Below are 23,475 nucleotides of genomic sequence, written 5' to 3' on the forward strand. Positions count from 1 at the left end.
ATCCTGCCGCCGGCTTACCCGTTTCCCGCGTCCTTTGCCCAATCGGTCCCTTCCCGCCAGCGCTTGCCGGCGCCCGCTTTGCGGGCATGCCGCACCGCGCCTGTGCCGTTCTCGCCCCGTCGTTGTGCGGCGAAAAAATAAGCTGTCATCAAGGCCTTCAGGATGCCGGCGCGCAGCCGATACAAGCCGCATGCGAGTATTTTCCCAAGGATTTTCGTGGTGTCTTTTCTTTCCCCCGCAGTGCGCCTGATGGCGCGCCTGAACATCATCCGCAAGCTCGCCTTGCTGGCCGTCCTGTTTCTGATCCCGCTGTGCGGCGCGCTCTACGCGGTACTGAGCATGTCGCTGCAGTCTGTCGGCGCCGCGCGCGACGAACTGCGCGGCCTCGTGATCGTCGACCGCGCGCTCGATTTCATGCGCGAGACGCAGGTCAGGCGCGGCGCGGCCAACGCCGTGCTGGCGGGCAATGCCGCCTTCCGCGCCACCTTCGACGCCGCCGATGCCAAGGCGGCGGCACACCTCGCGCAGCTCAGGCAGGACGCCGCCGCGAGCAGCGGCTTCGACGTGGTGCCCGATGCGGAAAAGCTCGCGCAGGCGTGGCAGGCCATGCATGAATCGGGCCTGAAAGGCACCGCCGCGCCGCTGTTCGAGCAGCACAGCGCGCTGGTCAAGCAGACCCGCCTGTTCATCGGCGACGTGGCCGACCGTTCCTCGCTCGCGCTGGACCCCGATGCCGGCTCCTACTACCTGATCAACCTGCTGGTCGGGCCCATGCCGAAGCTGGCCGAGCTCAGCGCGCTGGCGCGCGGCCGCGGCGCGGCCATCATCACCCAGGGCGGTTATTCCGACGCGGCGCAGCAAGCCGACCTGGCGGCGCTGGCCGAGCAGATTCATGACGGGCTGGAATCAGTGCGGCGCGACATCGGCCGCGTCCTGCGCGCCGCGCCCGACTACCGCGAGCGCGTGGACGCGGCGCAGGCGAAGCTGTCGGCGATGGATGCCTTCCACGGCACGCTCAGGGACAAGATGCTCGGCACCGGCGGCATTTCCATCGACGCCAAGGTGTACTTCGACAACGCCAGCGCCGCCATCGAGGCGGTGTCCTCGGTCAACAAGGAATTCTCGGACATCACGCACGCCATGCTGGCGCGGCGCATCGCTGCCGAGACCCGTCAGCTCGAAGTGCTCGGCGGCGTGGCGCTGCTGGCCGTGGGCGCGGCGCTCTATCTGTTTGCCGGTTTCGCCGCCGGCATGCGCGGCGACGTGCGCGAGGTGGCGGGGATGGTCGAGCGCATCAATGCCGGCGACCTGGCCGTGCACGCGGAAGCGCGCGGCAAGGACGAGCTCAGCGAGGTCAAGCGTCACCTGCTGTCGCTGGTGCGGACCTGGCGCGTGCTGATCGGCGACACCAAGGCCGGCGCGCAGAACGTGCTGGCCGCCGCGGGAGAGATCGCGCAGGGCAACCTCGACCTGTCCCAGCGCACCGAGGAGCAGGCCTCCTCGCTGGAGCAGACCGCCGCCAGCATGGAGCAGCTCACCGCAGCGGTGCAGCAGAACGCCAGCAGCGCCGACCAGGCCAGCGTGCTGGCCGGCGAGGCGCGCGAGATCGCGCAGACCGGCGGCGCCTCGGTGGGGCGCGTGCTGCAGACCATGAGCGAGATCGAGGGCGACTCCCGGCGCATCGTCGAGATCATCGCGGTGATCGACGGGATCGCCTTCCAGACCAATATCCTCGCGCTCAACGCCGCGGTGGAAGCGGCGCGCGCCGGCGAATACGGGCGCGGCTTCGCGGTGGTGGCCACCGAGGTGCGCAGCCTGGCCCAGCGCGCCGCCAGCTCGGCCAAGGAGATCCGCACGCTGATCTCGCAATCGGTGCAGCGCGTGGAGGCGGGTTCCACGCTGGCCGGCGACGCCGCCGCGACGATGGACGACATCGTCGGCGCGGTCGGGCGCGTCACCACCATGATGGACGAGATCAGCCGGGCCTCGCGCGAGCAGAGCAACGGCATCGCCCAGGTCAACCAGGCGGTGGCGCAGATGGATCAGGTCACGCAGCAGAACGCCGCGCTGGTGGAGCAGGCCGCCGCCGCGGCCGACGCGCTCAAGGAACAGGCGCAGCACATGGAGCAGGCGGTGGCGGTGTTCCGGTTGGAGGCGTAGGGGGAGCGGACCGCTGGCAATCGGGATGCATCGGCAATCGGACGGCGCCATACGCGCGGTCCAATTGCCGGCGGCGCCGGCTTTGCTACCTGTGGTCTTCCCTCTCCCGCATGCGGGAGAGGGGCGGGGGGAGAGGGCCGGCGCATCCACGAAGCGATGACCTTCATCATCCGCAAGCGCCGGTCCTCGCTCCAGACCCTTCTCCGTCAGATCCCGCGGCGCCCAAGAGCGCCGCCGCTGTCAGCCTGCCTCCGCAGGCGCAAAGGTCGGCACCGGCGGCCCGTCCTCGGTCGGCGTGAAGGTCAGCTTCACCTGCTGCCCGATGCGCACCGTGTCGAGGTCGCAATCCACGATATGGGTCATCATGGTCACGCCTTCTTCGAGCGTCACGTAGGCGATGCAGAACGGCGTCGGGCCCGCGCGGCGCGTGACGCTGAACGAGTAGATGGTGCCGCGCCCGGAGGCCTGCTTCCATTCGGTGTCGCCCATGCAGAACGGGCACAGCGTGCGCGGGTACCAGTGCGGCTTGCCGCAGGACTTGCAGTGCTTGACCAGCAGGCGGCCTTCGCGCGCGGCTTCCCAGAACGCGGTGTTGTCGGGCGCCACCTGCGGCGACTTGAGCGGCGTGGCCGTGTAGGGTGTGCTCATAGGTGTTACTCCCGTTCCAGAATCACAGTGGCGCTGCCGTGGCGCGAGCCGAGATAGCCGCCCGTGCCCTGGGCCAGCGCCAGGTCGCAGTTCTTGACCTGTACGGCGGGGTGGGCCTCGCCGCGCAGCTGGCGCACGGCTTCGATCACCTTGGTGATGCCGCCGCGGTTGGCCGGATGGTTGTTGCACAGGCCGCCGCCGTCGGTGTTGAAGGGCAGCTTGCCGACGCCCGAGATCAGGTTGCCGTCGGCCACGAAGCGGCCGCCTTCGCCTTTCTTGCAAAAGCCCAGGTCTTCGAGCTGCATCAGCACGGTGATGGTGAAGCTGTCGTAGATCGAGGCGTACTTGATGTCGGACGGGCGGATGCGCGCTTCCTCGAAGGCGATCGGGCCGGAGATGGCCGCGCCCGACCAGCTCAGGTCGACTTCGCCGCCGAGCTGGCCCTTGACCGCTTCGCCGGCGCCGAGGATCTTGACCTTGGGGCGCTTGAGCCGGGCCGCGATTTCCGGGCGCGCTACGATCAGCGCGCCGCCGCCGTCGCTGACCACGCAGCAGTCGAGCTTGTGCAGCGGGTCGGAGATCATCGGCGAGTTCAGCACGTCGTCCACGGTCACGACTTCGCGCAGCATGGCGTGGGGGTTGTGCTGGGCATGGTGCGAGGCCGCCACCTTGATCCACGCGAGCTGCTCGCTGGTGGTGCCGTACTGGAACATGTGGCGCATCGCCACCATCGCGTACAGGTTCACGGTGACGGCGTTATACGGTGCCTCGAACGGCTGGTCGGGCAGGTTGGCGCCCCAGTTGCGCGCCTGCGTGCCGCTCGAGCCTTCCGAGCGCGGGCGGCCGGCCAGCGTGATCAGCGCCACGTTGCACTTGCCGGCGGCGATGGCCTGCGCGGCGTGCGAGACGTGGGCGATGTAGGCCGAGCCGCCGGTGTCGGTGGAGTCCACGTGGCGCACCTTGAGGCCGAGGTAGTCCACCATGTTGATCATGCCGAGGCCGGGCGCGTCGCCCGCGCAGAAGTAGCCGTCGACGTCCTGCAGGGTCAGTCCGGCGTCTTCGAGCGCGCCGCGCGCGCATTCCGCGTGCAGCTGCGCCACGCTCTTGTCCGGAGCCTTGCGCGTCGGGTGCTCGTAGGCCCCGACGATGTATGCCTTGCCGTTGATGCTCATGGGTCTCCCTGGTTGTTCCGGGTACGGATGATGGAATGGATGGAATCCGCCGGCGGGTCTGCCGGTCTGCCCGCTATCCGGCCAGCGCGTTCTTGCCTCGCCCTGGATTGTGGCGCGATCTCACGGCGCGCGCCCGAAGCGCTCGCGCAGCTCGCGCTTGAGCACCTTGCCGATGGCGTTGCGCGGCAGCTCGCCGGTCAGCTCCAGCGCGGCCAGGCGCTGCATTTTTTCCAGCCGGCCGTTGACCCACTCCAGCAGCGCCTCGGCGCTGGCCGCGGCGCCGGCGCGCGGCACCACGAAGGCCACCGGCGTCTCGCCCCAGCGCTCGGAGGGCACGCCCACCACCGCCGCGTCGGCGACGTCGGCGTGCTTCAGCAGCACGGCCTCGATGTCGCTGGGGTAGAGGTTGAAGCCGCCCGAGATGACCATGTCCTTCTTGCGGTCCATCAGCACCAGGAAACCGTCGGCATCGAAATAGCCGACGTCGCCGGTGCGGATGAAGCGCTTGCCGCGGGCGTCGAACCATTCCGCCTCGGCGGTCTTGGCGGGCTGGTTGTGGTAGCCGGACATCATGCCCGACGAATGCCCCACGATCTCGCCCGGGGTGCCGGGCGGCGCGTCGGGCGGCAGCTCGCGGCCATCGTCGCCGAGCAGGCGCATGTCGGTGTCCGCCGAGGGGCGTCCCACGGTGTGCAGCTTGTGCGGGTGCTCGTGCGCGCGCAGCTCGCAGCGCCCGCCGCCTTCGGTCATGCCGTAATACTCGATCAGCGCGCCCGGCCAGCGTTGCAGCACCTCGGCCTTGAGCGCCGCCGGGAACGGCGCGCTGGTGCAGAACTTGTAGCGGAACGCGGACAGGTCGGTGCCGGCAAAGTCCGCGTGCGCGAGGATGCGCTGGTACTGCACCGGCACCAGGATGGTGTGGGTGGCACGGTGGCGCGCCGCCAGCGCCAGGTAGCGGCCGGCGTCGAACTTGCCCATCAGCACCACCGTGCCGCCCAGCGCCAGCGTGGGTAGCAGGCTGACCAGCGTGGTGTTGGAGTACAGCGGCGTCGCCAGCAGCGCCACGCTGTCCGGGCCGTAGCCGCCCTGGGCGGCGCGCCGCACGTGCGAGGCGCGCATGCCGAACGGCTGGATGATGCCCTTGGGCACGCCCGTGGTGCCGGACGAATAGATCAGGTTGAAGGCCCAGTCCGGCTGGATCGCCACCGGCGCGGGCGGCGTGCCGGCGGGTGCCAGCCACTGGCTGAACGGCAGGCCGGCCGCGCTGTCGTCGAGCGCGATGCAGGGCGCGTCCGGCCCGGCTTGCGCGCCACCACGCAGCGCCTCGCGCGTGGTGGCGTCGACGAACACGCGGCGCGCGCCCGCATCCCGCACCATCGTGCGCAGGGTGTCCGGGTTCAGCGCCGGCGACAGCGGCGCCACCGCCACGCCCGCGCGCAGCGCGCCGAGGAACGCGGCAACGTAGCCGATGGACATGGCCGCGCAGATGGCGACGGTGCCCTGCGCGGGCACGCCGTCGCGCTGCAAGGCCGCCGCGACGCGGTCGGCCAGGCGGTTCAGCGTGGCGTAGTCGATGCTCTGCCCGTCCAGCACCAGGGCCGGGTGGCGCGGGCGCGAGGCGGCCTGCGCGTCGACCAGGGCGGGAAGGGGAACGAAGTCGGTACTTGTCATCGGGGGCGCAGCGAACTTCCCGCCGGAGCGGGAAAGCGTTGAGGAGAGCGTGGTCCGGGGCGCCCAGGGCGCCAGCCGCTGGGGAAAGAGTGTCGCGCCTGACGGCGGGTTCGACAATTTGGCTTTTTGGAAGTGAGCCTTGCGCGGCGATTTTGTGCGCCGCACAAGCGGCGGCGCGGCGGCTGTGACGATGGCTGCGAGGACCATCGTCACGACCGCCGGCGCGGCGAGGAACCCGGCGCCGGCGGCGCCGGGCCGGGGGAGCCCGCTGCCTACACGGTCGCCTGCACGCGGTTCTTGCGGTACAGGATGATGGTGGCGGCCAGCCCGCACGCCGCGGCGAAGGCCATCCAGTAGCCCGGCGCGGCCTTGTCCTTGGTGACTTCGATCAGATACGTGGAGATGGCCGGCGTAAAGCCCCCGAAGATGGCGGTAGCGAGGCTGTACGCGAGCGAGAAGCCCGCCACCCGCACCTCCACCGGCATCACCTCGGTCAGCGCCACCACCATCGCGCCGTTGTACATGCCGAACAGGAAGGACAGCCACAGCAGCACCAGCAGCATGCGCTCGAAGCTCGGCGCGCCGGCCAGCCAGGACAGCGCCGGGTAGGCCGTCACCAGCGCGATCAGCGAGATCGCCAGCAGGATGGGCCGGCGGCCGATGCGGTCGGACAGCGCGCCGCCGACGGGCAGCCAGATGAAGTTGGAGATGCCCACGCACAGCGTCACCGCGAGGCTGTCGGCCGTGCTCAGCTTGAGCACGGTCTTGCCGAAAGTGGGCGTGTAGACCGTGATCAGGTAGAACGTGGTGGTGGTCATGGCCACCAGCATGGTGCCGGCCAGCACGGTGCGCCAGTTGCGCAGCATGGAGTCCAGCACCTCGCGCGTGCTCGGGCGGCTGCGGCGCGCGCTGAAGGCCGCGGTCTCCTGCAGCGAGCGGCGCAGCACGAACAGGAACGGCACGATCAGGCAGCCGATCAGGAACGGGATGCGCCAGCCCCAGCTATGCAGCGCCTCGGGCGCCAGCCACTGGTTCAGCCCGAAGCCGAGCGCGGCCGCCACCACGATGGAGATCTGCTGGCTGGCCGATTGCCACGCGGTATAGAAGCCCTTGTGGCCCGGCGTGGCCATCTCCGCGAGATAGACCGACACGCCGCCCAGCTCCGCGCCGGCCGAGAATCCCTGCAGCAGGCGGCCCGTGAGCACCAGCAGCGGGGCCAGCACGCCGATGGTGGCGTAGCTCGGCACCAGCGCGATCAGGATGGTGCCGCTGGCCATCAGCGTCAGCGTCACGATCAGGCCCTTGCGCCGGCCCACCTTGTCGATGTACGCGCCCAGCATGATGGCGCCGAGCGGGCGCATCAGGAAGCCCGCGCCGAACACGGCGAAGGTCAGCATCAGCGAGGCGAACTCGCTGTCCGAGGGAAAGAACGCCTGGGAGATGTAGGTGGCGTAGAAGCCGAACAGGAAAAAATCGAACTGCTCGAGGAAATTGCCGCTGGTCACCCGCAGGACCGCGGCGAGTTTCGAGGACCCGGGTACGGCCGTCCCGGCCATTTGCGCTTGCATTGCCTGTCTCCTTGGGCACGGCGTGCGGCGTATGCGGCGCCCCCGGCGAGGCGCCGGCGGGCGACCGCTTGTGCGGCCCGCGCGTGTGGAGGTCAATATATGCGCTGCAAGCCTCCGGCGCCAGTCCCGCGGTTCGGTCCGGGCGCGGCCTGAACGTGGCTCAAGCGTGGCTCACGCGTGGTTCAAGCACAGGCTCAAGCGCAAGCGCGGCCTAGGCGTGGCGGAACGCGGGCGGGCGTTTCTCCACGAACGCGCTGGTGCCCTCGCGCGCATCGTGCGAGGCCGCGGCCACCAGGAACTGCATCGCCTCCACCGCCAGTCCTTCGTCGATCGGCAGGTTGATGCCGCGCGTGACCGCGCGCAGGCTGGCCGTCACCGCCACCGCGGAATGGCGGGCGATGCGGTCGGCCAGCCGCACGCAGGCGGGGATCAGGCCGGCCGCCTCCACCACCTCGTTGACCAGCCCGAGGCGCAGCGCCGCGGCGGCGTCGATGGCCTCGCCGGTGAGGATCATCTCGTTGGCGCGCTTGCGCCCCACGTGGCGCGGCAGCCGCTGCGTGCCGCCGAACGTGGGCGGGAAGCCCAGCTTGATCTCCGGCTTGGCGAAGGTGGCGTGAGCGGCCGCGATGGCCAGGCTGCAGGCTTCCAGGATCTCGCAGCCGCCGCCGAAGGCCAGCCCGTTGACCGCCGCGATGACCGGCTTGGGGAATGCCTCGATGCGCCGCGTCATGGCCTGCCCGCGCTGCAGGAAACGGCGCAGCGCCTGCTCCGGCGAAGCCGCGAGGTCCGGCGCGAAGCCGGCGATGTCCGCGCCCGCGCTGAAGGCGCGCGTGCCGCTGCCGGTCAGGATCACGCAGCGCACGGCCGGGTCCGCCTCGATGGCGTCGAGCTTTTCCATCAGGTCGTCGATCAGCGCGTAGCTCAGCGCATTGAGCTTGGCCGGGCGGTTCAGCACCAGCAGCGCGTGCGCGCCCAGCGCGCGACATTGCACCGGCGCGTCGTCGTGGCCGCGCGCATCGTCGCCGTGCACTCCGTGCACTCCGTGCGCGCCGTGGCGCGGGCTGGTCTCGTTCATGGTCGTTCTCCTGTCGTGGTTCGTGTCGTTCTGCATGGCCGGTGTTCAGGCCGCGTGCCCCACGGCGACGCGCGCCGGCCGCCCGCGAAAAGCGGAGACGAACACCACCGCCGCGCGGCGCGCGACGAAGCGCTCGCCGCACGCCAGCACCGTGTCGCGTCCGGCCGCCCCGGGCGCGGCCGATTGCTCCGTGAGCCACGCCGTGCCCTGCGTGCAGATCAGGTAAGATCCACAGCCAAGCGGGATCCGCAGCGCGGCCGGGCCGAGCAGCCAGACGCCTTGCGCGGCGGGGTGCTCTGTCGGGTTTGTCATCGGCATGATGGTCTCCGGGCAAGGCGTTCCGGACCGCGGGCAGCGTCCGGAACGTTGACTGCATTCTTGCCGGGTTCCGGCCAGCGCGGCCGGAAGGATTTTCATCAGCGGTATGCCTGGGCGTCATGTCGATCCTGAGCCGAGCCTCCACCGGCGCGCTGCGCGCCATGTCCCTCGAAGCCCTGCGCGGTTTCGAATCCGCCGCGCGCCACCTGAGCTTCACCGCCGCGGCAGAAGAACTCTGCATCACCCAGTCCGCCGTCAGCAAACAGGTCAAGAGCCTCGAAGACATCATCGGCGCCGCGCTGTTCCGGCGCGGCGGCAAAGGCCTGAGCCTCACGCCCGAAGGCCGCCAGCTCTACGAAGCCGCGCGCGCCGCCATCGGCCAGCTGGGCGCGGCCATCGACCGCCTGCTGGCGGTCGACCGCGTTTCCATCGCCGTCACCACCACGCCATCGTTCGCCGCGCTGTGGCTGGTGCCCAAGCTGGCCCGCTTCCAGGCCGCCGAGCCCGGCATCGACGTGCGCATCGACGCCTCCGAAGCCATGCTCAACCTCGAGCGCGAAGGCATCGACCTCGCCATCCGCCTCAACGCCCAGCCCCCCGGCCCCGGCGACGCGCGCCCGCTGCTGCGCGAGCGCCTGATGCTGGTGGCCGCGCCCGCCATCGCCGCGCGCATCGCCGAGCCGCGCCACATGCTCGACGCGCCGCTGCTGGTCTTCCACGATCCCGGCGCGCGCTTCGCCTGGATGTCGTGGACGCAGTGGTACCAGCGCCTGGGCCTGGCGCGCTCGTCCAAGCAGGCCTGCCTGTATTTCTCGCAATACGCCCACGTCCTCAACGCCGCCGTCCAGCAGGCCGGCATCGCCATCGGGCGCACGCCGATGGTGTTGCCGATGCTCAAGAGCGGCCAGCTTCAGGTGGTGCTGCCGGAGCATGCCGTCGACGGGCTGACGTACCAGATCGTTGCCGCCGACACCGAACGGCCCGGGGTGCGGCAGTTCCGGGCGTGGCTGGAGGGAGAGTTGGCGGGGGAGGTGATTGGGTGATGGGGGCGCGCGGGGGGGGGGGGGGGGGCTACACCCGCGAGTCGGGCATCGGCCCCAGTTGCATGCAATGTTCGCTTGATTCAGAAAATTCCGCAATATAAGCCGAGCTCTTGACGGTGATGGGATGAAAATTGCCGGAACGTGTATAAGCTTCGATGATTTCAGAAAATACGGAACGGTTGTAGAGCGGATAGACGATTCCTGGGAGTTCTCGGGAACTATTGATTGGGGCACGGGAAAGACGTGGGTATTTGGGCAAGCACTCAACAATGACGGTGGCTTATGGGAGTGCTCCTAGGACTGGGCGGTGCACTTGCAAAATCGCCATATTCACCAGGCACATTTACCAGGAAGGTGCTAGAGTCTCTCGCTGAGCGCATGATTGCCTCGGTCAATTAATATAGCGTCGATTGATCTGTCTTTCGTAACCAAGCTCAGTAGTCAAAGGGCGAAAAATGAATAGAGCGGCATTGCTTCCGATTTTACTTGCTGTAGTCTGCGCCGGGTGTTTACATTCGCCTAGAAATTATCCAGGCGGCGGTGGTGGCAACATCAATCCGAGCGATTATGCCGCCAAGACCTGTCCGAATCTCAGTGGCGGCTATGAAACCCTTGGAGAGCTATTGGATGGTGATGCTACAGTCCGAAGATTATCCAAATCGATGCGAATAGAATATGTTTTCCCTTTCTCAAATGAGGAGGATTTACGCAGAATTCGGGCTGCTGCGCGAGCGGAAGATGGACGTGTTCAAACTCCCGTTACGGCTCGGGTCGAACTGGTTAGGTCGAGAGTTCTCAGGCTAAATTTAATCTATTCAGGTGGGAAAGTTGCGAATAACGAATTCTCGTTTGAGGATGTAAATAGATTTGTCTGTACCGGCGAAAACGGAAAAATTATATGGGGAGGAGCTAGCGAAGGTGGGCGCTCAGAGTTTGGCCCTAATTCAATGGATTCCATCGTAATGCTGTATTTGGATGATAAAGGGAATCTAATTAGTGAGGAATCTACACAGGTTCATATGAGCATGCGACTTGGCGCAATTCCGACGGGGACGGCTAAGTATTTTTCGAGATATCGTTTTAAGAAAGTTAAATAATCAATGAGGGAGGGTTTGCGGAAGGGTTCCAAGGGCTAGGCGGCACGCTTGCAAAATCGCCACACTTACCAGGCACATTTACCGACAAGGTGTTGGAGTCTTTTGCTGGGCCGCATGATTTCCTTGGTAGCCTTACTGCTGACGACAGCCTTGGCAACCTGAAGGAGAGCATGACGTCGTTCCAGCGCATGATGTTCGAAATCCAGACGGATATTGACATCCCGTTGGCGGCGCCTTTCGCCGCAGTCACATTGCTGAATCAATATGGCATCGATTGGTCGATATTCCGTAACCAGGCACAGCAAAAAAAGGACAAAAAATGACGCGAGCTAAGTCATGTATTGTGGGACTGGCTCTTAGTTGTACTGCTTGTTTCCATTCCCCGCCGAACTACCCAGGTGCTGGAGGCAACAATCTTGATCCGGCAGAGTACGCGGCTGCACGTTGCCCGAATCTCAGTGGGCGATATGAAGGGATGGGTGAACTCATTGAAGGGGACGCAACAGCAAAACAAGGGGAGAGGAGCTGGCGGCTATCAAATGTTTTTCCCTTCCGGGACACTCGTCAATTGAAAGACGTGCTAGCTACTTCCCAGTCAAGCGACGGTCGGCACCTCCGCCTTATTTACGCAAAAGTGAGGATGAGAGAGCGTCTTGTGACACTCGATCTGCAATATGAGGGCGGAAGATCTATTGAGTACGTTTCGTCCTTTGAGAACAAGGGCAGATTTGTCTGCACTGGCGAGAATGGAATCATTTCTTGGGGAGGGTCAAGTGATGGGGGGCGATCTGAGTTTGGGCCAAATCGCTCCGATTCTGTCGTCACTTTGTACCTGGATCCCTCTGGAAATCTCATCTTTGAACGTGGAATGCAAGTCCACATGAGTCTGCGCCTCGGCGCAATTCCTGTGGGGACGGCCAAGTACTTCGCTATCTATCGATTCAAACGGCTACCCGAGAGTATGAAATAGGGATCCACCTATAATCCGTACATCAAAGTCCAGAAACTGCGGCCAGCCGCGCTAGAGCAGACTGGACAATGGAATCAAAGCGTAGGGGCGTGCCCGGTTGCTGACGGTGTGGTGTTCATAGGCAAGAGACACGGCCCGCGGCCGCGCCTCTCACCTCGGCGCTAGTACATCCCCTGAATCCGACCGACAGCCAGATCCAACTGCGCCTTCTGCGGCAAGAGCAGCGCATGCAGCCCCAGGCCAAACGTCGAGTCTTCACGCTGCTGGTCCAGCATGGCAAGGACCGATTCCCGTGCCGCGCTGACGCGCAACAGCGCATCGCAGCTTTCGAGCGTGGCGTCGCGCACGGTATCGCCGAGCGCGCCGAGTTCGGCTGTGATCTCTGAAAAGACCGGCCCGACGCGCGGCGCGTCGGGGTCGGCCATCAAGATCAGTTCCGCGACGAGATCCCGGTATCGCGAGGCCGCGAGGGTTGGCGTTTCGGTGCTGGGCGGATTGTGTTGCGTCGATGCTGGCGCGGGATTGGCGCCGGTGCCGATGTGGTCAGGGAAAGTAGTATGGATTTGCATGAGACCTCCGTGTATGGGTGGGAGGCGTGCATGACAGGCTGCTAAACCCGGTCGCCCGTTGTTTTGGATGACGAGCCGATTCTTCGCGATCAACGAAGGGCTGTCAATACAACCGCGCAAGCAGAATGTTAACTTGTGCTACCGCACCGCCCCCTGAACGAAGCCCACACACGCCATCCCGGCACGTCACTACATCCCCCCCGCCTGCGCCCTCAACAACCCCACAAACGCCTGCGCCTGACGGCTTGGCGTATCGAAGCGCGAGCGCACCAGGCTCAGCGTCAGTGGAATGTGTTCGCGCAGCGGCCGCACCACGGTGCCGGGCCAGCCGGCGCGGCCGACCGAGAATTCGTCGACTTCCAGGAGAAAGCGGGCACGGTTTGCGACACTGCCGCCGTGGTTTCCCTGAAATGCCCGGCTGCGTGGATCAGGCGGTGAAGCCGCCATTGACGTCGACGACCGACCCGGTGATGAACCGGGCATCCGGCCCGGCGAGAAAGACGATTGCCGCCGCGACTTCTTCGACGCCGGCATAGCGATGGATGGCGTGCGACTCCATGACGGCCGGAGGGATTTTTCCCTTCGACGCGGCTGCCATGTCGGTATCCATCAGGCCTGCCTGGACGACATTGACGGTGATGTCGCGTGCGCCAAGGTCGCGCGCCGCTCCCTTGCTGTAGCCGACGATGGCGGCCTTGCTGGCTGCGTAGTCGGTCGTTCCGGGGAAGGCGACGCGCGTTCCAAGGCCTGAGCCGACCGAGATGATCCGCCCGCCATCGGGCAGCACTTTCACGGCAGCGCGGATGTTGGCGATCACCCCCATCGTGTTGATGGCCCACTGCCGGTCCATCGCCGCGTTGTCGATGTCGGGGGCGTCGATGGTCTTGCCTTGCCATGCGACGGCGGCGTTGTTGACGAGGATGTCGAGCTTTCCGAGCGTCGATACCACTTCGCGTATCAGCAGTTCCGACATGGCGGGGTCGCCCTGGTCGGCCTTGATGGCGACGGCGCGCACGCCTTTTGCCTTGAGGCTTTCGACGACGGCCCGTGCTTTCTCGTCGGAGGCTGCGTAGCTGATGGCGACGTCTGCGCCCTGATCGGCCAGCGCGGCGGCGGTCGCCGCGCCCAGGCCTCGCGAGCCGCCGGTTACCAGGGCGACTTTTCCGGATAGTGTCTTGCTCATTTCATGTTCCAGGTTGGTTGAACAAATGGGTTGGAGGCGCGCCTTCACCAAGGCAGCCGTTCGTCGCCGAGGAAGAAGCCGCCCGTGGGGCCGTCGTCCCCGAGGCTGGCGTACTTGACGACGGCGAGCGCGCCGGCCTCGACGCTCATGTTGGCTTGCCCGCCTCCCATGTCGGTTCGGAGCCAGCCGGGATGAACCGCGTTGACCTTGATCGACGTATGCCGCAGTTCTTCGGCGATCAGGATGGTGAATGCATTGAGCGCGGCTTTCGAGGTGTCGTACCCGAGCGCCTTGATCGGGTAGACCGGGGAGTCCGGATCGGACAGATGGGTGAGCGATCCGCGGATGCTCGACACGTTCACGACACGGCCCGCGCTCGAGCGCCGTATCAGCGGCATCAGGGCCTGCGTCAGAAAAACGGGCGCAAAGAAGTTTGTTTCGAAGGTGTCTCGCACCACGCCGGGTGGTGCTTCGCTGGCCTGCCGCGTGGCGGGGACTCCGGCGTCGGGGCTATCCAGCAGGATGCCAGCGTTATTGATCAGGATGTCGAGCCTGCCGTGCGCCTGGTCGATGCCGGCGCAGGCGGCCTTCCGGTCTTCTTCGCTCGTGACGTCGAGCTGGAGCGCGGATGCCGCATGACCTCGGGTCCGCAGGCCGGCCGCGATGGCCTCGGTCCTGGTCTTGTCCCGGGCGCCGACGATCACATGCGCGCTGAGTGCCGCGAGCTGCCGGACGATTTCGAGGCCGAGGCCGCGCGCGCCGCCGGTCACGAGCGCAAACTTGCCATGCAAAGGGGTTGTCGTGTCGGACATGGTGGAGACTCCTGCAAGTCGGGGATCGTCTGCCGTCAGCGGGACAGGCTCTTGCCGGCCGCGCCTTCGCGGCGCCTGGCGACATCGACCAGATAATCGAGCTTGCCGATCTTCACTCCCATGGTGCGCAGGATTGCGTAGGCGGTCGTTACATGGAAGAAGAAATTCGGCAGCGCGAACTCGGTCAAATACGTGCGGCCGTCGAACGTTACCCAGCGCCGGCGCAGGTTGAGCTTGATCGTGCGCTCCGTGCTGCCGGCGAAGTCGGCGGGGGGCAGCGAGCGCAGGATCTCTTCGGTCTTCCCGATGCGCTCGCGTAGTTCCTGCAAGGTGGTCTCGGTGTCTTCGAGGCTTGGAACGCGCTTGCCCGCAAGCCGCATCGCGGCTCCCTTCGCGGTATCGCTGGCATGCTGGACTTGCCGGCGGAACGAATCCATGTCGTCGGCCAGCCGCGCCTCCAGCAGTGCCTGCTCGTCGATCCTTCCCTGGGCCACGAACTCGCCTGCCTTGTCGATCAGCCAGGAAAGGCTGCGCAAGCCGCCCAGGAGCGCCGGGATCGAGGTCTCGTACAGGGTGATGGCGGAATCGCTCGCGCCGATGCGGTCTGTCTTCATGCTTGTTTCTCCGGTCGCAGGCTCGCATTGCCGGCGCCGGCCGGTGTCGAGCGCAGGAAAATCGCCGCCGTTGCCCCTGTGAGGATGAGGGTGGCACTGGCGCAAAAAGTGGTGGCGATGCCCACATGGTCGACCAGTACGCCGCCCAGCGCGGCGCCGGAGGCAAGGGCGATCTGGAAGGCGCTGACCATCAGCGCGGAGCCGGCTTCGTAGCGTTCGGGAGACGAGGTGAACATCCATATCTGCACGCACACGGGCACGGCCCCGAACGCCACGCCCCAGACCAGCACCATGGCGACGGCTGCCGCAGGCGTTCCCATTGTTGCTGCAGCCGCAAGCACGGACGCCGCCAATGACAGGGACACGACGACGAATGCCTGCCGGATGTTGCGCACGGCCAGCCGTTCGCCGAGGAACGCCCCGACGATGCCGGCGAAGGCATAGCCGGCAAGCGCCCATGCCACGCCGGGCTGGCCGAGGTGCAGGGCGCCGCGCAGGTAAGGCTCGAGGAAGGTGTAGGCGACAAAATGGCCCGCCGTGACGAAGCCGCTGGCGAGCAGCCCGGTCCGGGCCATCGGAATCGCGGAGAATTCGATCAGTCCGGCGGCCTTGATGGCCGAAGTCGTGGGCAGTCGTGGCAGGAGGCGAAGTTGCGCAATCGCGACCAGCGCGCCGAAGACAGCGTTGAGGGCGAAGACCGCGCGCCAGCCGAGCCAGTCGCCCAGCACGGCGCCAACCGGCATGCCGAAGACCGTGCCGGCGGAAATGCCCACGGAGATGATGACGGTGGCGCGCGCGCCCGCGCTTTCCGGTACCAGCTGGCGGCCGACTGCAATGGCAAACGTCCACAGGCCGCCGACGGCAAGGCCGAGGATGACGCGCCCAGACAGAAAGGCCGGAAACCCGGCGGCGGCCGCGCAGACCACGTTCGACACGATGATGGCAACCGTCAGCGAGATCATGACGATGCGCCGGTCCAGCCTTCCCGCCAGCAGCGCCAGCGCCGGCGCCGCCAACGCGGCAATCAGGCCCGGAGCCATCACCGACAAGCCCGCGGCGCCCGCGGAGACCTGCAGATCATCGGCCAGGCGGGATAGCAGGCCGATCGGCAGAAACTCCGTGGTGACGAGCAGGAATGTGCCGGCGGCAACCGACCAGACCGGCCACCACGCGCTCCTCGTGCGTTCCTCGCTGCGGGCCTGCTTTCCATGACTCGTCACGCCTGTTCCTCAATCTTTGTGTAATACGATACTGATCGTTATGGTAACGAACGGTATTGTATTGGCCGATGGGCGTCAAGTGTTTTATACTGATCGTTACTGAAATTTGGATGCGGATCCGGCCATGGGGCGTCACCGGGAGTTCGATACAGACAAGGCGCTGGAGGCCGCGCTGTCGGTTTTCTGGCAGAAAGGCTACGAGGGCACTTCGTTTTCAGACCTGACCGAGGCAACGGGCGTGGCTCGTCCGGGCCTCTACGCGGCGTTCGGCAACAAGGAAGAGCTCTTCATCAAGGCACTCGATCTCTACGATGCCAAGTACATGGGCTTCATGGCCGATGCGCTGGACGAGCCTACGTCCTACAAGGTCGTGGAGCGCATCCTGCGTGGGGCTGCCGGTGTCCAGACCATGAGTGCGGCCCATCCGGGCTGCCTGGGCATCAACGGCGCGCTGGCTTGCTCTGACGAGGCGGAATCCATTCGCCGTGAACTCGTGGTTCGCCGCGCCGCAACGCAGACGGCACTCCGCAAGCGCCTGGAACGTGCCCAGCGGGAAGGCGATCTGCCCGCCTCGGTGGACGGCGCCACATTGGCCTCTTTCGTGATGGCGGTCTCTCAGGGCATGGCGGTCCAGGCGAAAGCCGGCGCTTCCAGGAAGGCGATCGAAGCGCTGGCCGAGTACGTCCTCAAGACCTGGCCGTCGGCGCCCGAATGACGTCGTGCGGCACCGCCGCCCGGGCCGGGAGCCGTGGCGGCCCTGCCAGCGGCACCATGCGATGGCGCGGGTTGCGCGAGCGCGCGCGAGATCTCCCGCGCGTCAGTGGCCCTGCCACAGCAGCACGGCGGAGAGCATCGCAACGAGCCACATGGCCGGCCTGATTTCGCGCCCCTTGCCCGCGGCAATTTTCACGACGATCAGCGACAGGGAGCCATAGGCGATGCCGGAGGTGATGGAGAAGGTCAGGGGGATTGTGATCAGCGCAACGAACGCGGGTATCGCCTCGTCCAGGTTTTTCCACTCGATCTCGCTGATCGAGTCCATCATGAACACGCCGACCAGGACCAGCGCCGGGGCGGTTGCGATGGCGGGGATCAAGGACAGCAGCGGCGAAAGGAACAGAAACGGCAGAAAGCACGATGCAGCGACGACGGCAGTCAGGCCGGTCCGCCCGCCCGCGGCGATGCCGGCCGCGGACTCGATGTAGGCGTTCGCGGGCGACGTGCCGAACGGGGCGGAGATCAGGGCCGAAAAGGCGTCGACCTTCATCGACTGGTTGATGTTGCGCGGATTGCCGTGCGAATCCGTCAGGCCGCCGGCGTTGGCAACGGCCATGAAGGTGGAAAGCGCGTCGAAGAACGCGGTGAACAGCATCACGAAGATGAACGGGATGTAAGCGAGTTTCAGCGACCCGAGCAGATCCAGCTGCAGGATGGTGGAGAAGTCCGGAGACGCGAACACGCCCTGCCAGTTCACCAGCGTGGTCCGGGCGCTTCCGGCGGGCAGATAGGCGGCACCGTCGCCCCACCAGCGTCCGATCGGGATGGCGATCAGGGTCGTGAGGACGATGCCGACGATCAATGCGCCCGGCACGCGGCGCACGACGGCGACGAAGGTGAACACGAGTCCGGCCAGGAACGTGCAGAGCACCGGATCCAGATGGGCGCCGCGGATCACGGTTGCCGGATCGCCGACCAGGAAACGGGCGTTCACCAGGCCGATGACCGCGATGAACAGGCCGATTCCGCATGACATGGCATGGCGGAGATTGGGAGGGATCGCCTCCACGACGAGCTTGCGCGCGTTGAAGGCGGCAAGCACCGCGAAGATGACGCCAGACCAGAACACGCACCCCAGTGCCGTCTGCCACGGCATCTTGCCGCCGTGGATCATCACGAAGGCAAAGAGCGCGTTCATGCCCATCCCCGGGGCCACCAGCACGGGGTTCCGCGCATACAGACCCATGGCGCAGCTGCCGAAGAAGCTCACCAGCACGGTGGCCGTGATGGCGCCGGCGAACGGCACGCCGCCTTGCGCGAGGATTGCCGGATTGACGGCGATGATGTACATGGCCGTGAGAAAAGTCGTGACACCGGCGACGGCCTCCCGCTGAAGGGTCGACCCTTCAGCCGAGATGCCGAAGAAGCGGTCAAGCCGCCCTGTGGTAGCGTCTCCTGACGCCGTGACTCCAGATACCGTATTCATTTTGCGTTCTTCGTGATGTCGATGTAATGATTGACGCAGGGAGGGCCGCCGTCGGTTGCCCCCGGTGTTGATCTGCCGGACCTGGCCGCAAAGAAGTCGCGGGTCGGCGCGAACAGCGGCGATGGCAGCTCGTGCCGGGCGAACCAGCGCCATGTTCCGCATTTGTCGGGCTCGCGGACTTCAGGCTCGCCGCTCGCCGTTCCCGCCACGAACAGCGTGAGATGCCGCAGGCGGCCCGCGGCGAGCCATCCCGTACTCCAGCCGGCGGCCAGCGGTTCGTGCAGCAGCAATCCCGTTTCTTCTCGAAGCTCCCGCGTGGCGGCGTCGAACGGATCCTCGCCGGGGTCCACCTTTCCGCCGGGAAATCCCCATGTTCCGGCGCCGTGCGCGTTCTTGCGGTGCCCCAGCAGGTACCGGCCGGCACGCCGGATCACGACACCGACTCCCAGGACGATGTCCGGGGAGCTGTCCTCCGGCCTTCCGGCGGCGTCCGCGCGGGTGTTCATTGCCGGTCTCGAGCGGGTTCGCGGACACTCGCGAGAGCGCGCAGAATGGATTCCGGCGTGGCCGGCACCTTCAGCGAAGGTGCCTTTTTCCGGCCGCCGGCCGACGCCACCGCATCCCAGATGGCGAGATACACCGAGAGCGCGAGCTTCAACGGCGGCTCGCCAACCGCCTTGGATCGATGGATGGTCTGCTCCACGTTCTCGTTCTCGAAAAAATCGACGTGAAACTCGGCGGGGATGTCGCGGGAGGTGGGAATCTTGTATGTCTGCGGCGCATGCGTCGCGAGGAATCCGTCGGGACGCCAGACCAGCTCTTCGCTCGTCATCCAGCCCATGCCCTGGATGAAGCCGCCCTCGATCTGGCCGCGGTCCAGCGCGGGATTGATCGAGCGGCCGACATCCTGCAGGATGTCCACGCGAAGCACCTTCGACTCTCCGGTCAGCACGTCGATCATGACTTCGCTGCAGGCCGCGCCGTACACGTAGTAGAAAAACGGTCTTCCCCGGAACGCCTCGAAGTCATACCCGACCTTGGGGGTCCGGTAGTACCCCGTGGCCGAGAGCGAGATCTGCGCGTGAAAGGCCAGCGAGCACAGGGACGAGAACGTCATCGACTCTCCCGACGGGCTGGTGACCGCATCGCCGGCAAACGTCACGGACCCGGCCGGGCAGCCGAAGCGGATGGCGGCGAAATCCGCCATCCGGCCGCGGATCTTCCGTGCCGCGTCGAGGGCGGCCATGCCGTTGATGTCCGTTCCGGTGCTGCCCGCGGTCGACGCGGTATTGGGGACCTTGCTGGTATCGGTGCTTGAACAGACGACGCGGTCGCACGAGATGCCGAGCGCCTGCGCGACGATCTGGATCAGCTTCGTATGCAGGCCCTGGCCCATTTCCGTGCCGCCGTGATTCAGGATCACGCTTCCATCGGCGTAGACCTGGAGCAGGGCGCCGGCCTGGTTCAGGAAGGTGGCGCCGAACCCCACGCCGAAGAGAACGGGCATCAGCGCGATTCCGCGCTTCAGGAACGTCTGCGCTTCATTGAAGGCGGCGATCTGCGCGCGTCGCTCGCGATAACGGGAGCTGTGAGCGAGCTGGGCGACGAGATCGGGCATTACGTTGTCTTCCAGGCGGAAACCATAGTGGGTCTCCGCCCGTTCGCCGCTTCCGTACAGATTGCGCTCGCGCACGTCGAGCGGGTCCATTCCCAGCTCGAGCGCCAGGGCCTCCATGGCGACCTCCATGCCGAGCACGCCCTGCGGGCCGCCGAAGCCGCGGAAGGCGGTGGCGGATTGCGTGTTGGTGCGGGCTCGGAAGGACGTGCATTCGAGATTGGCGACGTAGTAGGCATTGGTCGCGTGAAAGACGGCGCGGTCGCACACGGCTTCCGAGTAGTCGCTGGAGTGGCCGCACCGCACGACGTGCCGCAGATCGACGGCGCGCAGCAGTCCGTCCAGCGCGGCGCCGATCCGGTAGTCGACCCAGAATTCATGGCGTTTGCCGGTAATCAGGAAATCCTCGTCGCGGTCGACCCTGAGCTTGACGGGGCGCCCGGTGGCGTACGCGGCCAAGGCGGCCAGCCCGGTGAAGATGTACGACTGCGATTCCTTGCCGCCAAACGCCCCGCCCATGCGGCGGCACTGGACGGTCACGCGGGCCGACGGCCAGCCGAGGAGCTTCGCCACCACCTGCTGCATTTCGGTCGGGTGCTGGGTTGCCGAGTGGACCAGCATTTTCCGGTCTTCGACCGGAATGGCATAGGCAACCTGGCCCTCGAGGTAGAAATGCTCCTGACCGCCAATCTGCAGCGAACCTTCGCAAACGACGGGCGAGGCGGCCAGCGCTGGCCGCGGGGCGCCGCGCTCGACCGAGCGCGTCGGCGCCACGAACTGCCCGCGGGACTTGGCCTGGAACGGATCGAGGACCACGGGCAGGGGGCCATAGGTGATGCGCGCGAGCAGGGCTGCCCGCCGTGCGATGTCGGTGCTCTCCGCCACCACGAGGAAGACGGGATGTCCCCAATACGCGACCGTGGTGTCCGCGAGCAGCGATTCATCGTGCGTCACGATGCCGAAGGCGTTGCTGCCCGGAATGTCCCTGGCCGTCAGGACGCGCACGACGCCGGGAAAGCGCTCGACCTCCGCAAGATCCATCGCCTCGATGGTTCCGTGGGCCACGGTCGAACATCCGATCGCGGCATGGAGCGTGCCTTCGGTCTCCGGAATGTCGTCGGTGTAGACCGCGTGGCCGCTCACGTGCAATGCCGCGCTCTCATGTTCGAGAGCGCGGCCGACGGCGGCATCCGCCGGCTGTGTTTCGAGCGCACTCATTGCAGCGCTCCCACATAGCTGACGACCCGCGTGGCTGCCTCTGCAGAGTGCTCTTCAACCGCTCTTCTCAAGAGATTGCCGGCCACCTCGGACCGATACCAGGCGGTAGCACGGTGGTCGGACATCGGCTGGAAGTCATCCTTGAGCGCGGCGATCGCATGCTCGATGCCCTGCCGGTCCAGCGGCCTGCCGTGCAGGGCGCGTTCCGCGTGCATCGCGCGCCGGGGCATGGCGGCCATGCCTCCGTACGCGATCCGCACGGACACGCAGCGCCCCTCCGAAAGCCGGATGGCCAGAGCGCAGCAGACGGCGGAGATGTCGTCGTCGAGGCGCTTGGATACCTTGTAGGCGCGTACATACGTTTCCGGGGCGCGCGCGGGCAAATGGACCGATTCGATGAACTCGCCGCAGCGGAGGTCTTTCTTCTGGTAGCCGAGATAGAAATCTTCCAGCGGCAGCTCTCTCGTGGTGGCGCCTTGCCGGAGCCGCACGATGGCATTGGCGGCAATCAGCGCGGGCATCGAGTCGCCGATGGGCGAGCCGTTGCCGATGTTGCCGCCCAGCGTGGCGGCGTTGCGCACGGGGAGGGACGCAAAGCGGGCGGCCAGTTCTTCGAACTCGGGGTAGACGCCGACGATGGTCTTCAGCGCGTCGGACAGCGGTACCGAGGCACCGATCGACATGCGGCCGCGCACCGCGGCGGTCTGGCGCATCTCATCCACTTTCTTCAGGTGGATCACTTTCTTGAGCGTGCGCTTCTGCTTGGTTATCCAGAGGCCGACGTCGGTACTGCCCGCGACCAGCACGGCATCGGGATTTTCGAGGTAGAGCCGTGCCATTTCTTCCAGGCTTCGCGGGGAGAAAGCCACTTCGTCGCGCGCGGCAAGCACTTTCGCCGTGTCCGTGGCGTGGTCGAGCGTCGCGAGCAGCCGAAGGTCCGACTCCACGTCGCGCGCCGTGCGCGGGTAGTCGTACATGCGCCGCGCGGCGCGCAGGATGGGAGCGTAGCCCGTGCAGCGGCACAGGTTTCCCGCCAGCACATCGTGCATGCGCGTCTGCGGTACGGGCTCTTCGTGATTGAGATAGTGCGCGTACAGGCTCATGACGAAACCAGGCGTGCAGAACCCGCACTGAGAGGCATGGCACTCGACCATGGCGCGCTGAACCGGATGCAGTTCGCTGCCAGGCGAAGACAAGTCCTCGACCGTGATCAGCAGCTTTCCGTCGAGCGCGCTCATGGGGAACAGGCAGGCATTCACCGCCCGGTAGACCACGGTGTCCCGCTGGCCCGACATTTCCCCAATGACCACGACGCAGGCGCCGCAGTCGCCTTCCGCGCACCCCTCCTTGGTTCCGCGCAGCTTTCGTTCTTCCCGCAAATGGTCGAGAAGCGTGTGCCCGTTGGAGTGCCATCGTGCTTCTGTGACGCTGCCCGCGTGTACGTATCGGACAATCTGGTCCGGCGCGCTTGTGGATTGCATGTATTGCCCCGTGCGAATTCAGTAGTCTGCTGCCGCCGGCCAGCACGGCCGGTTTGCGGGGACAACATTATGCAACGGTTCGTATCGTATCTATAATGGTAATCCCTAGGTATGGACTGGAAAGTGGATGATACGATACGTATCGTTGCCGATCTGACCCATCACGCCGCCGTTATGGTGGAATGGGAAAACTGCGGTATCCAAACAGGAGATGGGAATGCTTGAAACTGCTCTGGACACCACGGGCGGAGGCGCGAAAGGGCGGCCGCGAAATGACGAGGCGACGAGGCTAGTCCAGCAGTGCGCGCTGGAGTTGGCCTACGCCGGGGGCATCGCCAACGCCACGGTCGAGCGCATCGCCCAGCGCTCGGGCGTGGCGAAGACGACCATCTACCGGCGCTGGGCCAACGGGCCGGCGGTGGTGATGGACGGTTTCCTCACGGAAATCCTGCCGCTGATCGACTATGAGGAGAAAGCCACCGTCCTCGAGACCGTCCAGGCGACGATCGAGCGCCTTGTCAAGGCGCTGGCCGGCGAACGGGGGGAAATGCTGCGCCACCTGCTAGGGGCGGCGCAGCTGGACCTGGAGTTGAAGGAGGTGTTTCTGAAAAGATGGATCGAGCCGCGCCGGCGCGCGGGCCGCGAAGTCCTCGCGCGCGGAGTCGGGCGTGGCGAACTCCATGCGAATGCGGACCTGGACTTGATGCTGGACCTCCTCTATGGCGCGATTTACTACCATCTTGTCGTGTCTTTTGCGCCGCTGGACGAAGATTTCGTGCGCCGTGTGGTGGCGCACGTCTTTCAGTCCTTTCAGCCTTAGGCTGGCCCTTCACGAACC

21 protein-coding genes and 1 pseudogene are annotated in these 23,475 nt (G+C 66.2%); 6 read left to right on the top strand and 16 right to left on the bottom strand.

The window, feature by feature from the left end:
* The first annotated feature begins 219 nt into the window (after positions 1–219).
* Positions 220–2,160, top strand: coding sequence for a methyl-accepting chemotaxis protein (locus AC3WXD_RS01160; protein WP_492322842.1), 1,941 nt, complete (start codon positions 220–222; stop codon positions 2,158–2,160).
* Positions 2,161–2,400: 240 nt separating this feature from the next.
* Here the strand turns inward: AC3WXD_RS01160 and AC3WXD_RS01165 are convergent, their stop codons facing one another.
* From AC3WXD_RS01165 to AC3WXD_RS01190, 6 genes are all read right to left on the bottom strand, one after another.
* Positions 2,401–2,808, bottom strand: a complete 408-nt coding sequence (locus tag AC3WXD_RS01165; protein WP_492322843.1) for a Zn-ribbon domain-containing OB-fold protein — start codon at positions 2,806–2,808, stop codon at positions 2,401–2,403.
* 5 nt (positions 2,809–2,813) lie between these two features.
* Positions 2,814–3,980 (bottom strand): thiolase family protein, encoded by a 1,167-nt coding sequence (locus tag AC3WXD_RS01170; RefSeq protein WP_020204092.1) that lies wholly within the window; start codon positions 3,978–3,980, stop codon positions 2,814–2,816.
* Between the two features lie 120 nt (positions 3,981–4,100).
* Entirely contained in the window at positions 4,101–5,651 is a 1,551-nt protein-coding gene (locus tag AC3WXD_RS01175) for a class I adenylate-forming enzyme family protein (RefSeq protein WP_492322844.1), read from the bottom strand.
* A 272-nt stretch (positions 5,652–5,923) separates the two neighbouring features.
* Positions 5,924–7,219 (bottom strand): MFS transporter, encoded by a 1,296-nt coding sequence (locus AC3WXD_RS01180; protein ID WP_059414037.1) that lies wholly within the window; start codon positions 7,217–7,219, stop codon positions 5,924–5,926.
* A gap of 211 nt (positions 7,220–7,430) precedes the next feature.
* Positions 7,431–8,294 carry a crotonase/enoyl-CoA hydratase family protein gene (locus AC3WXD_RS01185; RefSeq protein ID WP_492322845.1) on the bottom strand — a complete coding sequence of 288 codons (864 nt, stop codon included), beginning with the start codon at positions 8,292–8,294 and terminating at the stop codon, positions 7,431–7,433.
* A 45-nt stretch (positions 8,295–8,339) separates the two neighbouring features.
* Entirely contained in the window at positions 8,340–8,606 is a 267-nt protein-coding gene (locus tag AC3WXD_RS01190) for a DUF2917 domain-containing protein (RefSeq protein ID WP_492322846.1), read from the bottom strand.
* A gap of 125 nt (positions 8,607–8,731) precedes the next feature.
* Here AC3WXD_RS01190 and AC3WXD_RS01195 point away from each other — a divergent pair, with 125 nt between their 5' ends.
* From AC3WXD_RS01195 to AC3WXD_RS01205, 3 genes are all read left to right on the top strand, one after another.
* Positions 8,732–9,655: a LysR substrate-binding domain-containing protein gene (locus AC3WXD_RS01195; protein WP_492322847.1), complete on the top strand. Its 924-nt coding sequence runs from the start codon at positions 8,732–8,734 to the stop codon at positions 9,653–9,655.
* Positions 9,656–10,110: 455 nt separating this feature from the next.
* Positions 10,111–10,752 carry a hypothetical protein gene (locus tag AC3WXD_RS01200; protein ID WP_492322848.1) on the top strand — a complete coding sequence of 214 codons (642 nt, stop codon included), beginning with the start codon at positions 10,111–10,113 and terminating at the stop codon, positions 10,750–10,752.
* A gap of 170 nt (positions 10,753–10,922) precedes the next feature.
* On the top strand, positions 10,923–11,075 hold the full coding sequence (locus tag AC3WXD_RS01205) for a hypothetical protein (protein ID WP_454733068.1): 153 nt from the start codon (positions 10,923–10,925) through the stop codon (positions 11,073–11,075).
* A gap of 808 nt (positions 11,076–11,883) precedes the next feature.
* On the opposite strand, the gene AC3WXD_RS01210 is transcribed toward AC3WXD_RS01205, so the two are convergent.
* The 6 genes and pseudogenes from AC3WXD_RS01210 to AC3WXD_RS01235 all read right to left on the bottom strand — a co-directional run bounded on the left by AC3WXD_RS01210 (position 11,884) and on the right by AC3WXD_RS01235 (position 16,120).
* Positions 11,884–12,291 (bottom strand): DUF1484 family protein, encoded by a 408-nt coding sequence (locus tag AC3WXD_RS01210; RefSeq protein ID WP_492322849.1) that lies wholly within the window; start codon positions 12,289–12,291, stop codon positions 11,884–11,886.
* 189 nt (positions 12,292–12,480) lie between these two features.
* Positions 12,481–12,648 (bottom strand): annotated as a pseudogene (locus AC3WXD_RS01215) (LysR family transcriptional regulator); the annotation flags it as partial.
* Between the two features lie 70 nt (positions 12,649–12,718).
* Positions 12,719–13,474, bottom strand: coding sequence for an SDR family NAD(P)-dependent oxidoreductase (locus AC3WXD_RS01220; RefSeq protein ID WP_492322850.1), 756 nt, complete (start codon positions 13,472–13,474; stop codon positions 12,719–12,721).
* A gap of 44 nt (positions 13,475–13,518) precedes the next feature.
* Positions 13,519–14,286, bottom strand: a complete 768-nt coding sequence (locus AC3WXD_RS01225) for an SDR family oxidoreductase (RefSeq protein WP_492322851.1) — start codon at positions 14,284–14,286, stop codon at positions 13,519–13,521.
* Between the two features lie 35 nt (positions 14,287–14,321).
* The gene (locus tag AC3WXD_RS01230) at positions 14,322–14,900 is read right to left on the bottom strand and encodes a DUF1993 domain-containing protein (RefSeq protein ID WP_492322852.1); all 579 of its coding nucleotides are present in this window, start codon (positions 14,898–14,900) and stop codon (positions 14,322–14,324) included.
* On the bottom strand, positions 14,897–16,120 hold the full coding sequence (locus tag AC3WXD_RS01235; protein ID WP_492322853.1) for an MFS transporter: 1,224 nt from the start codon (positions 16,118–16,120) through the stop codon (positions 14,897–14,899). Before AC3WXD_RS01235 ends, AC3WXD_RS01230 begins: the two co-directional genes overlap by 4 nt.
* 124 nt (positions 16,121–16,244) lie before the next feature.
* Here AC3WXD_RS01235 and AC3WXD_RS01240 point away from each other — a divergent pair, with 124 nt between their 5' ends.
* Complete coding sequence (locus tag AC3WXD_RS01240) at positions 16,245–16,835, top strand: TetR/AcrR family transcriptional regulator (RefSeq protein ID WP_492322854.1); 591 nt, start codon at positions 16,245–16,247, stop codon at positions 16,833–16,835.
* Between the two features lie 102 nt (positions 16,836–16,937).
* Here AC3WXD_RS01240 and AC3WXD_RS01245 read toward each other — a convergent pair whose 3' ends face one another.
* From AC3WXD_RS01245 to xdhA, 4 genes are read right to left on the bottom strand one after another with little or no spacing between them, the layout of a single operon-like run.
* On the bottom strand, positions 16,938–18,323 hold the full coding sequence (locus tag AC3WXD_RS01245; protein WP_492322855.1) for an NCS2 family permease: 1,386 nt from the start codon (positions 18,321–18,323) through the stop codon (positions 16,938–16,940).
* Positions 18,320–18,829 (bottom strand): nucleotide triphosphate diphosphatase NUDT15, encoded by a 510-nt coding sequence (locus tag AC3WXD_RS01250; protein ID WP_492322856.1) that lies wholly within the window; start codon positions 18,827–18,829, stop codon positions 18,320–18,322. Before AC3WXD_RS01250 ends, AC3WXD_RS01245 begins: the two co-directional genes overlap by 4 nt.
* On the bottom strand, positions 18,826–21,156 hold the full coding sequence (gene xdhB, locus AC3WXD_RS01255) for a xanthine dehydrogenase molybdopterin binding subunit (protein ID WP_492322857.1): 2,331 nt from the start codon (positions 21,154–21,156) through the stop codon (positions 18,826–18,828). Before xdhB ends, AC3WXD_RS01250 begins: the two co-directional genes overlap by 4 nt.
* Positions 21,153–22,637, bottom strand: a complete 1,485-nt coding sequence (gene xdhA / locus AC3WXD_RS01260) for a xanthine dehydrogenase small subunit (RefSeq protein ID WP_492322858.1) — start codon at positions 22,635–22,637, stop codon at positions 21,153–21,155. The genes xdhB and xdhA overlap by 4 nt, the downstream gene beginning before the upstream one ends.
* 217 nt (positions 22,638–22,854) lie before the next feature.
* Here xdhA and AC3WXD_RS01265 point away from each other — a divergent pair, with 217 nt between their 5' ends.
* Entirely contained in the window at positions 22,855–23,457 is a 603-nt protein-coding gene (locus AC3WXD_RS01265) for a TetR/AcrR family transcriptional regulator (RefSeq protein ID WP_492322859.1), read from the top strand.
* Positions 23,458–23,475 lie beyond the last annotated feature (18 nt).

The organism is Cupriavidus sp. FW216-B1 (assembly GCF_058789195.1).

Bases quoted from the DNA above. Each gene is read 5' to 3' on its own strand.
- AC3WXD_RS01165 (WP_492322843.1), bottom strand. From the start codon at position 2,808: ATGAGCACACCCTACACGGCCACGCCGCTCAAGTCGCCGCAGGTGGCG.
- AC3WXD_RS01170 (WP_020204092.1), bottom strand. From the start codon at position 3,980: ATGAGCATCAACGGCAAGGCATACATCGTCGGGGCCTACGAGCACCCG.
- AC3WXD_RS01175 (WP_492322844.1), bottom strand. From the start codon at position 5,651: ATGACAAGTACCGACTTCGTTCCCCTTCCCGCCCTGGTCGACGCGCAG.
- AC3WXD_RS01180 (WP_059414037.1), bottom strand. From the start codon at position 7,219: ATGCAAGCGCAAATGGCCGGGACGGCCGTACCCGGGTCCTCGAAACTC.
- AC3WXD_RS01185 (WP_492322845.1), bottom strand. From the start codon at position 8,294: ATGAACGAGACCAGCCCGCGCCACGGCGCGCACGGAGTGCACGGAGTG.
- AC3WXD_RS01190 (WP_492322846.1), bottom strand. From the start codon at position 8,606: ATGACAAACCCGACAGAGCACCCCGCCGCGCAAGGCGTCTGGCTGCTC.
- AC3WXD_RS01195 (WP_492322847.1), top strand. From the start codon at position 8,732: ATGTCGATCCTGAGCCGAGCCTCCACCGGCGCGCTGCGCGCCATGTCC.
- AC3WXD_RS01200 (WP_492322848.1), top strand. From the start codon at position 10,111: ATGAATAGAGCGGCATTGCTTCCGATTTTACTTGCTGTAGTCTGCGCC.
- AC3WXD_RS01205 (WP_454733068.1), top strand. From the start codon at position 10,923: ATGACGTCGTTCCAGCGCATGATGTTCGAAATCCAGACGGATATTGAC.
- AC3WXD_RS01210 (WP_492322849.1), bottom strand. From the start codon at position 12,291: ATGCAAATCCATACTACTTTCCCTGACCACATCGGCACCGGCGCCAAT.
- AC3WXD_RS01220 (WP_492322850.1), bottom strand. From the start codon at position 13,474: ATGAGCAAGACACTATCCGGAAAAGTCGCCCTGGTAACCGGCGGCTCG.
- AC3WXD_RS01225 (WP_492322851.1), bottom strand. From the start codon at position 14,286: ATGTCCGACACGACAACCCCTTTGCATGGCAAGTTTGCGCTCGTGACC.
- AC3WXD_RS01230 (WP_492322852.1), bottom strand. From the start codon at position 14,900: ATGAAGACAGACCGCATCGGCGCGAGCGATTCCGCCATCACCCTGTAC.
- AC3WXD_RS01240 (WP_492322854.1), top strand. From the start codon at position 16,245: ATGGGGCGTCACCGGGAGTTCGATACAGACAAGGCGCTGGAGGCCGCG.
- AC3WXD_RS01245 (WP_492322855.1), bottom strand. From the start codon at position 18,323: ATGAATACGGTATCTGGAGTCACGGCGTCAGGAGACGCTACCACAGGG.
- AC3WXD_RS01250 (WP_492322856.1), bottom strand. From the start codon at position 18,829: ATGAACACCCGCGCGGACGCCGCCGGAAGGCCGGAGGACAGCTCCCCG.
- xdhB (WP_492322857.1), bottom strand. From the start codon at position 21,156: ATGAGTGCGCTCGAAACACAGCCGGCGGATGCCGCCGTCGGCCGCGCT.
- xdhA (WP_492322858.1), bottom strand. From the start codon at position 22,637: ATGCAATCCACAAGCGCGCCGGACCAGATTGTCCGATACGTACACGCG.
- AC3WXD_RS01265 (WP_492322859.1), top strand. From the start codon at position 22,855: ATGCTTGAAACTGCTCTGGACACCACGGGCGGAGGCGCGAAAGGGCGG.